Annotated in this window: 9 protein-coding genes and 1 pseudogene; 6 read left to right on the top strand and 4 right to left on the bottom strand. The window is 48.2% G+C overall.

Going from position 1 to position 11,893, the window contains the following annotated elements:
- Positions 1–117 precede the first annotated feature (117 nt).
- Positions 118–251, top strand: a pseudogene (locus tag ACI351_RS07815) (IS200/IS605 family transposase); the annotation flags it as partial.
- 23 nt (positions 252–274) lie between these two features.
- Here the strand turns inward: ACI351_RS07815 and ACI351_RS07810 are convergent.
- Positions 275–2,026: an LTA synthase family protein gene (locus ACI351_RS07810; protein WP_439734686.1), complete on the bottom strand. Its 1,752-nt coding sequence runs from the start codon at positions 2,024–2,026 to the stop codon at positions 275–277.
- A gap of 93 nt (positions 2,027–2,119) precedes the next feature.
- Here ACI351_RS07810 and thrS point away from each other — a divergent pair, with 93 nt between their 5' ends.
- Positions 2,120–3,871: a threonine--tRNA ligase gene (gene thrS, locus ACI351_RS07805; protein ID WP_439734685.1), complete on the top strand. Its 1,752-nt coding sequence runs from the start codon at positions 2,120–2,122 to the stop codon at positions 3,869–3,871.
- Between the two features lie 416 nt (positions 3,872–4,287).
- Here thrS and ACI351_RS07800 read toward each other — a convergent pair whose 3' ends face one another.
- Positions 4,288–4,458, bottom strand: coding sequence for a hypothetical protein (locus ACI351_RS07800; protein WP_439734684.1), 171 nt, complete (start codon positions 4,456–4,458; stop codon positions 4,288–4,290).
- Between ACI351_RS07800 and ACI351_RS07795 the strand changes: the two genes are divergently transcribed.
- Together ACI351_RS07795 and ACI351_RS07790 are read left to right on the top strand one after the other, a co-directional pair.
- Positions 4,448–6,298, top strand: a complete 1,851-nt coding sequence (locus tag ACI351_RS07795) for an ABC-F family ATP-binding cassette domain-containing protein (RefSeq protein ID WP_439734683.1) — start codon at positions 4,448–4,450, stop codon at positions 6,296–6,298. The two genes, ACI351_RS07800 and ACI351_RS07795, sit on opposite strands and share 11 nt — an antisense overlap.
- Before the next feature lie 2 nt (positions 6,299–6,300).
- Entirely contained in the window at positions 6,301–7,908 is a 1,608-nt protein-coding gene (locus ACI351_RS07790) for a DEAD/DEAH box helicase (protein WP_439734682.1), read from the top strand.
- A 63-nt stretch (positions 7,909–7,971) separates the two neighbouring features.
- Here the strand turns inward: ACI351_RS07790 and ACI351_RS07785 are convergent, their stop codons facing one another.
- Positions 7,972–8,469 carry a type IV pilin protein gene (locus ACI351_RS07785; RefSeq protein WP_439734681.1) on the bottom strand — a complete coding sequence of 166 codons (498 nt, stop codon included), beginning with the start codon at positions 8,467–8,469 and terminating at the stop codon, positions 7,972–7,974.
- A gap of 128 nt (positions 8,470–8,597) precedes the next feature.
- On the opposite strand from ACI351_RS07785, the gene ACI351_RS07780 reads away from it, so the two are divergent.
- Both ACI351_RS07780 and ACI351_RS07775 read left to right on the top strand, forming a co-directional pair.
- On the top strand, positions 8,598–9,113 hold the full coding sequence (locus ACI351_RS07780) for a prepilin-type N-terminal cleavage/methylation domain-containing protein (protein ID WP_439734680.1): 516 nt from the start codon (positions 8,598–8,600) through the stop codon (positions 9,111–9,113).
- A 608-nt stretch (positions 9,114–9,721) separates the two neighbouring features.
- Positions 9,722–10,351, top strand: coding sequence for a type IV pilin protein (locus tag ACI351_RS07775; RefSeq protein ID WP_439734679.1), 630 nt, complete (start codon positions 9,722–9,724; stop codon positions 10,349–10,351).
- Between the two features lie 66 nt (positions 10,352–10,417).
- Here the strand turns inward: ACI351_RS07775 and ACI351_RS07770 are convergent.
- Positions 10,418–11,893 (bottom strand): hypothetical protein (locus ACI351_RS07770; protein ID WP_439734678.1); only part of this gene is annotated, 1,476 nt, incomplete at its 5' end.

Below are 11,893 nucleotides of genomic sequence, written 5' to 3'. Positions count from 1 at the left end.
ATCTTCTTTTGTATAGTAAATTACCTGTGGTCGCAGGAAATGTAACAAAAGGAGGTTCTTAATGTGGATAGGGACATAAATAAATTATCATATATCTAATGGAAGTGTAAGTATCATATAGTATTTTCCCCGAAATATCGAAGAATAGTTTTTATAAAGAAAAGAAAACGGAAATTGGGAGAATTTTGCGTCAGTTATGCGATTGGAGGGGATATTGTATAGAGGATACGGAAATCTGTACTGGACATATATAACGGCTATGCTATTGGGATATTTATTTAGCGGGAAGCGTGGTAATCAAACGGATAATTTCTTGATCCTGCGGGTCCTTGGAGTTTAACGATAGTACGCGTTTTTCTCCGTCAGCGGTTACGACGGCGTAGTCCTCTTTTACGTCAAAAATACTGCGCTTAGATGCCGTATCAAACAGGCTGTGGCCAAAGAATGCTTTTGGCTGTTCTATATTAAGCAAATCCAGTACTGTGGGGGCAATATCCAGCTGGCTGACAAGAGGGTTATCTGTCAGCGGTTTTTGTATCGGCGTTTTGGTAATCATTACAAACGGCAAATTGTCGTATTCGGGTTGGTAGGGTTTAAACAGGGCGTTTGTCGGCGTGTTGGAATATGCAGGGTGATCGGCCGTTATCAAAATAAGCGTGTCATCGTCTAGCAGTCCCTTTTCGTTAAGGGCGGTTAAAAACCGTTTGAGGTCCTGTCCAAAACGAGCAAATGCGCGCGGCAGGGTGGGAATATTATAAAATGGGGCGTCTATTTCTTCGTATTCCTGTTTCAAATAATTGGTGCGTCCCAGCGGTACGTGCGAGTCCACCGTTAAAAGCGTTAAAAACAGCGGTTTGTTTTTGTGCTGTTCAATATATTCTTCGGCATATTCAAACAGTTTGCGGTCGGTAAGTCCCCACCAGTCAATGTATTTTTTATATTCGGGGCGTGTTTCAAAATAAGTAGCGCCGATAACCTCGTCAAATCCCGCTTGCTTGAACAAAATGTTTTCGTCCATATACGTTTCGTCCGCTCCGCGCAGGAAAGCGGTTTTGTAGCCGCGGTCTTTTAGTATTTTGACGAACGAAACGGGGTAGCCGTTTTCGTACGCTAATTTTACAAACGGGTGCGACGTAAAAATTACGGACAGTCCGTACAGCGTGGAAAGCGTGACGTGCCGCAAGGAGGCCGCAGGATATTTTTCAAACAGTGCGTCCATTGTTTGGCTGGCCTGCGGAGGAATATTTGGGTTAAAGCGGTGCAAATACTTGTTGGACAGCGATTCGGACGCTATTAAAATCACGCGCGTATATTTTTTGCCCACACCAGTATTTTGAGCGGAAAATACATTATATTTTTCTGCGAGCGGCTTTATGTCTGCGGGGATATCGTCCGTCAAGCGCGCTTGGGGCTGTGCAGCCAGTACGGCGCGCACCGTGTATACGATAGAGGGCGGCATCAAATAAGAAGTATAAAAATTATCGGGCGCGGGTAATAATGTAAGCGGATTTGCTGCGCATAAAAGACCGAGGCCCGTCAAACATACCGCCAAGCGGTTAAGCGCCGTTTTGCGCGTGGCGGGAATAAAAAACTTTTTGACCGCAACCCCGCAGAACGCGGCCACTAGCGCAAAGTAAGACAGAACGCGCCAGTCGGCCAAAAAGCCGTAATCTCCGCCTTCCATTGTATCTAAGTATTTCGCGCCGAATCGTTCTTTAAAATACCAAAGTAAAATCAAGTCAGCGGTCATCGTCACATAATAAAGAAACGCGCCCGCGCCCGCGGCGAACTTGTTTTTAAGACCAATTAGATTGAGCAGCGACAGCAGCACACCCAAAAATAAAAATTCGCAGATTAATTTTACGCTTTCCGCCGCTAGTAAATTAGCAAACGTCATTCGGCCCAGCTGGCTGAGCCCGAACGCACACAATAAGAGGGCGGGAACGGATAAAACGAGTAATAATTTCCAATCGTATTGAAAAGGGGTAAAAAGATATTTTTTTAACAAGCGCATAACGGTCTGCATACTCCTCAATTTGATATAATATTATATCTTAATTCAAGGACCTTTGACTTCCGGCCCGGTCGTTGTGGCCGGCGGGAGCATAGCGAAAACCAAATGGAAAACAAAGAATTAGAAACAAAACGCCACTCGTGCGCGCATATTATGGCGCAGGCGGTGCAGGAGTTGTTCCCCGGTACGAAACTGGGTATCGGTCCGGCCATTGAAAACGGCTTTTATTATGACTTTGACTGTCCCAAACAGTTCACGCCCGAGGATCTCAAAGCCATTGAAACCAAAATGAAAGAAATCATCAAAGCGCGTCAGCCTTTTGAGCGCAAAGAGATGACGAAAGCCGAAGCCAAAGAATTTTTCACAAAACGCGGCGAAACCTATAAACTGGAACTGTTGGAAGAATTAGAAGACGGTACGATTACCGTTTACACCAATGGCGGCTATGCCGACCTCTGCCGCGGCCCGCACGTGGAACACACGGGTAAAGTAAACAGCTTTAAATTAACTGCTATTGCCGGCGCGTATTGGCGCGGGGACGAAAAACGCCCGATGCTGCAGCGCATTTACGGCCTGTGTTTTGATACGAAAGACGAACTGAACGCCTATATCAAGCAGCAGGAAGAAGCCGCCAAGCGCGACCACCGCAAACTCGGCCCGGAACTGGATTTATTCTCCATTAACGACAACGTGGGTCCCGGCCTTATTTTGATGCACCCCAAAGGCGGTATGCTGCGCAAACTTTTGGAAGATTGGATTAAAGAAGAAAACTTAAAACGCGGTTACGATTTGGTCGTCAGCCCGCATATCGCGCGGCTGCACCTGTTTGAAGTCAGCGGCCACGCGGGTTTTTATTCGGACAGTATGTTTCACCCAATGGAAGTTGACGGTGAAAAATACCAAATTAAACCGATGAACTGTCCCTTCCACGTAGAAATTTATAAAACCCATTTAAGAAGCTACCGCGATTTGCCGCTGCGCTTGTCCGAACTGGGCACGGTGTACCGTTATGAACGCTCCGGCGCGCTGCACGGCCTCTTGCGCGTGCGCGGGTTTACGCAGGACGATGCGCATATCTTCTGCACGCCCGAACAGGTGGAAGAAGAAGTCAAACAGTGCTTTGAATTTGCGATGCACATTTTCAAAACGTTCGGTTTTGAAAAATATGCCGTGGAGCTTTCCACGCGCGACCCCGAACATCCGGAACATTTCACCGGCGAAGTGAAAGACTGGGAACGCGCCGAAAACGCGCTCAAACACGTGTTGGAAACCAACAACATCCCTTACACCACGCACGCGGGGGAAGCGGCTTTCTACGGGCCGAAAATCGATATTAAAGTGATGGACGCCATCGGACGTTTGTGGCAATTATCCACTATTCAGTTTGACTTCAACCTGCCCCAACGCTTTGACCTGGAATTTGTTTCTTCCGACGGCCGCCAGCGCCCGATTATGGTGCACCGCGCGATGTTCGGTTCCATCGAACGCTTTACGGGCGTGATTATTGAACACTTTGCGGGTTGGTTCCCGCTCTGGCTGGCGCCGGTGCAGATTAAACTGTTGACGCTGACCGATGAGCAGATTCCGTTCGCCAAAGAGGTGGCCGCTAAAATGCGCGCGGCCGGCCTGCGCCCCGAGTTGGACGTAAGACCCGAAAAACTGGGCCTTAAAATCCGCGAAGCGCACCTGCAGCGCATCCCGTATACGGCCATTATCGGCGCGAAGGAAGCGGCTGAAGGAAAACTGACCGTACGCCTCAAAGACGGCACGAATACGGCGGCGATGGGAGTGGACGAGGTAATTAGCAAGATGAAGGAAGAAGTTTCTACCTTTAGCTTGGTAAACCTGCTGAAATAGGATAACGGCTGTTGTTAACTAACAGTTTACGCACAAGGGACGAAAAGATTTTTTCGTCCCTTGTGTCTTTTAAGGATAAACAATTTTCCAAAATATTCTTCTTACTTTTTGTATCGACAAAAAGTAACAAAAAAATCGCCACCCGTGCTCCATAAAAAGCAGTTCTCTGCGGGAAAGTTTATAACTCGCTACGCTCAAACAATAAAATTTCTTATCCGCAAAAAACGCTTTTTATAAGCGGAGCAAAGGGCGGCATAACAACAACCCACCAAAACAAAGTTATTCTATTTTGCACTGCATTTGAATAACGACTGTTGCTTATTTTTGCCATTCCGTTTCATCGTTATGCCCGAAGGCTTCCTCATGCCGTCATTCCGGCCGTGGAGCCGGAATCCAGAATCAGGGCTGTTTTACCTTTAACCGTCACCCTTAAATTGAAAAATCAGCCGAATCTCGGCAATGTTATTCTGTTTTGCACGGTACCAGTTTAACGGCTGAGGCTCATTTTGGCCATTCTGTTCCTTTTTGTGCGTTTGGCGGCGTACCTCGTCCAGATTTGGTAAAATATATTGTCCTATGATAGACATTAAAAATCTTTCCTTTCACTTCGGTTTGCGCACCCTTTTTGAAGATACGTCCGTGATGATTCAAGACGGCCAAAAAGTCGGCCTTGTCGGCCCCAACGGGTGCGGCAAAAGTACGCTTTTTAAACTGATTGAAGGCAAATTCTCGCCCGACGGCGGAAAGATTGACGTCTCGCGCGGCACCCAAATTGCGTCCGTGGCGCAGGAAATTGCGGACCCGTCCGTGCCGCTATTGGATTATGTTTTGGCGGCCGATAAAGAATTAACCGCGCTAAACAAAGAACTTGAAAACCCCAACATCTCCGGCGAGCGTATGGCCGAGGTGTTTGATAAACTCGAATTTTTGGGCGCGCACAGCGCCGAGGCGCGCGCCAGCGCCATTTTAAGCGGCCTCGGGTTTGTAAACCAAGATTTTAAACGCCCTTTGAAAGAATTTTCCGGCGGTTGGCAGGTACGTGCCAATTTGGCGTCTGCGCTGTATGCGCCGTCTAATTGTCTTCTCTTGGACGAACCGACCAACCACCTGGATTTGGAAACCGCGATGTGGCTGGAAAATTACCTTGTCCGTCTGGATAAAACCATTTTTATCGTCAGCCACGACCGTCACATTTTAAACCGCCTGTGCGATAAAATTATCCACGTAGAAGAGGGGCAGTTAAAACTTTACAACGGCAATTACGATACATACGAACGCACCCGCGCCGCCGCCATTGAAGGCGCGCGTCTGGCCGCGGCCAAACACGAACGCGTTGTGGCGCACTTGCAGTCGTTTGTGGACCGCTTCCGCTACAAAGCCACTAAGGCCAAGCAGGCGCAGAGCCGTATCAAGATGATTGAAAAACTGGGCAGCGCGCCGCAAATTCCGAAAGATCCGGAAACGCATTTTCAGTTTCCGTCGCCGGAACCGCTTCAAAACTCGCTCATTACGATTGAAGACGGCGTAGCCGGATATGATGAGAAACCCGTCCTCTCGCACATTAATTTGCGTATTGAACCCGGGGACCGTATTGCACTACTCGGTGCAAACGGGAACGGGAAGTCCACGCTTGCCAAAATTTTATCTCACCGTTTGCTTTTAATGAGCGGGAAAATGACGGTTGCCAAAAAAATGAAAATCGCCTATTTTTCCCAGCACCAAACGGAAGAGCTGGATGTGGAAAAAACGCCGTACGAACAGCTTTCCGCCGTAATGCCGCTTGCCAAGGAAACCGAGGTACGCGCGCAGCTGGGAGCGTTTGGGCTCAACAAGGCCAAATCGGACACGGAAACCGGCAAACTTTCGGGGGGAGAAAAATCCCGCCTGCTTCTGGCACTAATTACCAAAGACGCGCCGCATTTGCTGATTTTGGACGAACCCACCAACCATTTGGATATCCAGTCCCGCCAAGCGCTATTGGAGGCGCTAAACAATTACGAAGGCGCGGTAGTGCTGATTACGCACGATTTACACGTGATTGAACTGACGTGCGACACGCTGTGGATTGTCCGCCGTGGCACGTGCCAGACGTTTACGGGCGATTTGGAAGATTACAAAGCACAGCTTCTTAAAAATAACGACCGTAACGACCTCGCCAGCGATAAAATGACTACCAAAGAAGCCCAGCGCAAAGCGGCCGCCGAACGGCGCGCGCGCGTGGCTCCCTTAAAAAAAGAAATCCGCGCGCTGGACGTAAAAATTGAAAAATTATCCGCCCGCAAAGCCGCACTGGAGGAACAATTAGTGGCGCAGTACACGGCGGACGCCAGTATTGAGCTGGCGCTCTTAAACAGTCAGTTAAAGGACGCGGAAGAAGAATGGCTGCGCCTTAACGAAGAGTGCGAAGCTGCACTGGCAGGGGAATAAGGATGAATGTTTTTGCTTTGCTTCCCGAATTTTTACAAACCGCGTTGACCCGCCAAGGTATTACGGAGCCGACGCCCGTCCAAACGCGCGCCGTGCCGCCCGCGTTACAAGGGCGGGACGTACTCGCAACGGCCCAAACGGGAACGGGAAAAACCCTGGCGTTTTTGCTGCCGCTGGCGGCGAGACTTATGGAAAATCCATCGGAAAATGCACTTATTTTATCGCCCACGCGCGAGCTCGCCCAGCAAACGTATGACGAACTTTTAAAATTGACGGACGAAATTCATCCGCTGCAAGCCGCTCTTATCATCGGGGGGGATAATATCCATAAACAATTCGCCGCCCTGCGCAAGCACCCGCGCGTGATTATCGCCACCCCGGGCCGCGTGATTGACCACTTGAGCCGCAAGAGTATTGATTTAAAAAATACGCATTATTTAGTGTTGGACGAAACGGACCGTATGCTCGATATGGGATTTATTTCCGATATGCGCAAAATCGCTGCCGTTCTGCCGCCGCCACGCCAGACGCTCCTGTTTTCGGCCACGCTTCCCAAAGAAATTACCGCGCTTGCGGGTGAATTTTTAAAGGACCCCGTGCGCGTGCAAATCGGCTCGGTGGTTTCTCCGGCCGATTTGGTGCTGCAGGAAATCGTGCGCGTGGACGTGCGGGAAAAACTGCCGCAGCTGCTGCACGAATTAAATACGCGCCTAGGAAGTATCCTTATTTTTACACGTACCAAGCACGGCGCAGAGCGGCTGGCTAAACAGTTAAAATTATACGGCCAAAAAGTAAACGCTTTGCACGGGGATTTGCGCCAAAACCGCCGCCGTCAGGTGCTGGAATTTTTTAAAAACCAGACGGTGCGTATTTTGGTGGCGACGGATGTCGCCGCGCGCGGAATTGACGTGCCGCACATCGCTCACGTGATTAATTACGATTTACCCCAATGCCCCGAGGATTACATCCACCGTATCGGCCGCACGGGCCGCGCGGGCGCGGTGGGGAGTGCGATTTCATTGATTTCGGATGACGGCCAAAAGTGGAAAGACATCTGCAAAGCCGCCAAATTTACCGTACCCGTCAAAACGGTGCAGAAAACCATTGAACCGTTGCCGGAGCCCAAGTTTGTGGCGCAGGAGGAGGGGCAAGCACACTCCAAATCCCGCAAAAAAGAACGCGTAAAACGCGAGGTCCGTCCGTCGAAAGCGACGCAAATCGCCAAGGAACTTTTGGCGGAAGGAGAAGTGTATTTGCCGCAGGGGGAAGAACTGCGCCCCTCGGTTCCGCTTCCAAAAACCGCCGGAAAACGCGGGAAAAATCGGCTGGAAAAAAATGCCGGACCCCGGAGAGAAAAGCCGTCAGCCGAACCCGCCGGAAAACGCGCGCCCAAAAAAGTAAGTACATTCCGTAAAGCGGCCGCAGCCGCGCGCGTGTTGGACACGCCGGATGAAACTGCGGATAAAAATCCGTTCCGCACCGTAAAAGTAGGAATCAGCAAAAAGAAGTTGGCCGCCAAGGCGCTAGCTGAAAAACGGAGAGCCGCAAAAAAGTTTCCCGCCGTGTGTGGCTCTAAATCAAACAAACGGTTTAAACGCAAACACCGCTAGAGGAGTAAATTTATTCAATAAAAACCCGCTCTTAACGAGCGGGTTTTTGAACGAAAACACCTTTTATTCTTTACTCATATTGTATTCCGTTCCACAGCTTCCACTGGCACCGCAGATGGCATCATAGGCGATGGCTTCGCACAGCCAACTGTATTTTCCGGATCCTTGTGAGGTACAGGTCATCGCGTCGCGGCCCAGCGTGTCGTGTTTATAGTACATAGTAAAGCAATAACTGCTGTTTTCATCTCCCCGACAGGCGGAAATTTTATTGCTGTCAAACGTATATTGGTATTTGCCCATATTGAAAGTGGAGTTGGTATCGTTGTCGGCGTCGAAGAAAGAAATATCCAGTCCGTTTAGTTTTGTCGGGGCGGTAGAGTTAGCGGCTCGATAACGTTTGGCCGAGTCAAACAGTGCTTTTAAATTAACCATTGCTTCCATTGCTTCCGCGCGCTGTACGGAGCGACGGTACTGGGGAAGCGCGATAGAGGTTAATATCGCAATAATCAGTACGGCGGCTAAAAGTTCAATCAGCGTAAAACCAAAATTGTTTGTTTTCATAGATTCCTCCTTGTTTATAAGTATATCGATTTTGAGCGTGATTTTCAACCGTATATGTGGGAAAAAACTTGAAACGAAAGTAAAAAAGGTTATAATAAAAGTATATTGTTTGAGAAGAGGTTAAATATATGAACCAATTATTCCTATCTGTTTTTTCACGCCGCCGCGGTTTTACGTTGACCGAGCTGATGGCCGTAGTTATTATCGTGGCTATTTTGGCGGCAGTGGCCGCCGGATCGTACAAACAGGCTATTGAGCGCAGCCACTTTTCGGAAGGTCTTATTGCGGCCAATACCGTGCTGCAGGGCGTGGAACGATATTATGCCGATTCGTGCAACGAAGGAACCTGCGTTTCGCGACCGCAAATTAAGTATTTGGACATCAGTCTGGCAAACCAAAAATCTTGTACGCCGTCCTCTGCTTACTGTACAAAAACGAAGTATTTTGAAATTACCGTTTACAACGGTTATGTAGATGCCAAGCGTACGAACAAAAAGGGCGATTATACTATTCGTGTGTATCCGGATTCTTTCGGCAATAACCAGCGTACGGATACGCAATGTAGATATAGTAATAATGCCGGAAAAGATTTATGTATTTCCGTGGGATATTCCAACTGTAACACATCTTCCTGTACCAAATAAGGATTTTATCTTTTGTCCGTCTCTTCAGGGGCGGATTTTTTTTGTGTGAGGGGCATTTGCGGATAACGGAAATATAAAAAAAACATAAAGCCTGTGCTTTATGGATTTCTGTTTTGCCGTTTTAGACAGGCGGAAGATGTGTGTCTTCCCCTGTCTGCCGGCGTTGCAATAAACCGGCTTCAAACTGCATTTTGGCTTCCCGCCTGTGTGCGGTTAGCGGCCAATCATATAATTGGCGCCGCTTACGTTTTCGCCCAGTTTAACGAGGGCTTCGGCGAGTTTTTCTAACATTTTAGCCATTTCTTCTTCTCCTTTTTAAAAATCAGATAAGGAGAATCCTTCTTATCTTTCTAAAATATTATACCAATTTTTATGATGCGTGTAAAATCAGGAGATATATAATAACAAATATCAAAATAAGTTGCAACTGTTTTTTTGTGAATTTTTCCGTTTGGCGTCAGGGGTTGTTTTGTTTTTTTTTTTTGATAACATAAAGTCATCCCAAAAGATTTTTTGCCTGGGCGCACCCGATGATGTGTTGTGTATTTAAAAAAGGCGGATTTCGGGCAGAAATCCGGCAGGATAACTTTTTAATAGGAGAAAATAAAATGAAAGGTTTGTTTGTCGTCATTCTGAATTTATTTCAGAATCCAGTTGTTAATAAAATAAAATCTTCCGCTTGGATACTGAAACAAGTTCAGTATGACAATGCGATTAAAGGTTTTACGCTGATTGAATTGTTAGTGGTGGTACTTATTATTGGCATTTTATCGTCAGTAGCCTTACCGCAGTATACTAAGGCGGTGGAAAAAAGCCGCGCCTCTGAAGCTGTAACCTTGCTAAAGTCTATTGGTGATGCAAAAGAGGTATATTTTATGTCTACTGGCTCTTTTCCCTCTACTTTTGCCGATTTGGACCTTAGTTTTACATCTTCCAATGGAAGCACCGCCACCGGAACTACTTTTGAAACAAAGAATTTTACTTATTATTTAAATGATTCATATAGCTGTGACTATTATAGTGGTAATAATTCGGGGAATCCAGTTGCGGCAGAACCAAAAGACTCAAGTCATAAGTATATCTTATTGTATTGCCCCTCAAAAGGAGTACTGTGTGAGAATTCTCCTAGGTCTGGAAGTCCTACTGAGGGAACAAATTGTAAGCGTATTGGTTTTTCAAGGAAAGCAGATGGTGATTGGGGGCCCAAGTGTATATCGGCCGTCTGTTGGGCGATGTAATTTAAGGTACATATATAACAGCCCCGGGTTTTTGGCTCGGGGCGTTTTGTCGTAACCGTCTTGCAATCAGTCCGCGTGAGGCGGAGCATCCAGTTTCTGCACCTTGCACACGTTCCACCCCCGCGAATACAAATTGATGTTGGCGTTCACAAAAGTACAGTCTTTTTTGTCCGCTTTTAAGCCGTACGGGGCCAGCGTAATGGGATCAAGCATCATTGGCCAAGGCACGGCCACAATGTAAATCGGCCCGTCGTGCGAAATTATGGCGCGGAGGATTTCGTCCTTAAACTTATACCTGTAGTAGTCCGGCGGCAGCGGGTTGCGCTGGCGGGCGCGTTTTTGGTGTTCGGGCGGATATTTGTCAACGGGGAAGGTGATCCCTCCGACAAATTTCGTTCCTTCCGTAAAGAACGGCGATAAAAAGGACATCGGCGCGCCGAAATAAACCACCAACGTGTTTTCTTCCACTTCCGGTAGTCCGCGCACGGCAATCGTTTGTTTGGCAAATGTATCCTTGCCCCAATTCGGGGCGTCTGTCAACGGCCATATCAGTACCGCCAGTACGGTGCCCGCAACGGCCGTGTGTTTGTAGGACAACCAAGAACGCAGCACGCCGGCCAGTAAAATCCCGCTAAACAGCTCAAGCGGTACGGCGTAGCGCAGCGTGGAGTAAAAATACAGCCACAGCAGGTAAGAGGTTGCCGTAAACACCAGTACGGAGAGCCACATCCGTTTTGCTTTCATAGTCCGGTGGAACGCCAACCGCGCCGCCAAAATAAAAAAGGAAATGTATCCCAACGCCAGACGCGGGTCGGCTGTTTCGATTTCCGTTGCGGAGGTGGAAGGAAAGATCCAAAAGAAAGGATAAAACAGCCATTGGAGAAGTGAGCGCGGGTAAAAGCGGGTTTCGTCAAAATTAATGTTTTCAAAGAACGGCGATTGAAATAATTGGTTGAAAAACGGGAATACGGGGTTTTTGTATTCTTTCCACAAATGCCAGATAAACCAACCGTCCGTCAATAAAAATCCCGTCATGCCGCCGAGGGCGAACAGGGTAAAGTTTTTGGCGGGTTTTTCCGTTTTAGATACGTTGAACAAAAATACCGCCGTGAGCCCTAGCGTAAACGGCGCCGCCGTGTATTTGAGTCCGGCGGCTGCCCCCGCCAAAAATGCGGAGAAGAAAAGCATTTTTCCCGTCGGGTTCGGGTGGAAGAAAAACCGGAATATGCCGTAAACGGCCGTCACGATAAGGGCGGCCACGGTTACTTCGTTGCTGGAAAATCCGGCTTGGGATAACGCCATACTGCCCGTCAGTCCGATGAGTGCGGCGATGAGGGCGGGCATTTTTCCGGTCGGTTCGTCCAGTATTAAGCGGCAGGTTTTGTATCCCGCAAAACAAAAGATACCGTAGGGAATACCTTGCAGAAAAGCGGTCAGCTTGGGCCAGTTGTTCAGATAAACAACCATTAAGTAGTATGGAATATCAAGCAGCGGATTGAAGAAGGTGTGGAGTCCGGCCGGTATCACGTCCGTACCCCAACG

Source organism: Candidatus Avelusimicrobium sp. (assembly GCF_051874775.1).
Taxonomy (GTDB): domain Bacteria; phylum Elusimicrobiota; class Elusimicrobia; order Elusimicrobiales; family Elusimicrobiaceae; genus Avelusimicrobium.
The sequence above is the reverse complement of the archived record's forward strand: the minus strand, read 5'-3'. Positions and strand labels throughout refer to the sequence as shown.

What these genes read in the sequence shown, in the direction of transcription:
- ACI351_RS07800 (WP_439734684.1), bottom strand. Translation starts at nt 4,458, where the DNA reads ATGTCTATCATAGGACAATATATTTTACCAAATCTGGACGAGGTACGC.
- ACI351_RS07790 (WP_439734682.1), top strand. Translation starts at nt 6,301, where the DNA reads ATGAATGTTTTTGCTTTGCTTCCCGAATTTTTACAAACCGCGTTGACC.
- ACI351_RS07775 (WP_439734679.1), top strand. Translation starts at nt 9,722, where the DNA reads ATGAAAGGTTTGTTTGTCGTCATTCTGAATTTATTTCAGAATCCAGTT.
- ACI351_RS07785 (WP_439734681.1), bottom strand. Translation starts at nt 8,469, where the DNA reads ATGAAAACAAACAATTTTGGTTTTACGCTGATTGAACTTTTAGCCGCC.
- ACI351_RS07795 (WP_439734683.1), top strand. Translation starts at nt 4,448, where the DNA reads ATGATAGACATTAAAAATCTTTCCTTTCACTTCGGTTTGCGCACCCTT.
- ACI351_RS07810 (WP_439734686.1), bottom strand. Translation starts at nt 2,026, where the DNA reads ATGCAGACCGTTATGCGCTTGTTAAAAAAATATCTTTTTACCCCTTTT.
- ACI351_RS07780 (WP_439734680.1), top strand. Translation starts at nt 8,598, where the DNA reads ATGAACCAATTATTCCTATCTGTTTTTTCACGCCGCCGCGGTTTTACG.
- thrS (WP_439734685.1), top strand. Translation starts at nt 2,120, where the DNA reads ATGGAAAACAAAGAATTAGAAACAAAACGCCACTCGTGCGCGCATATT.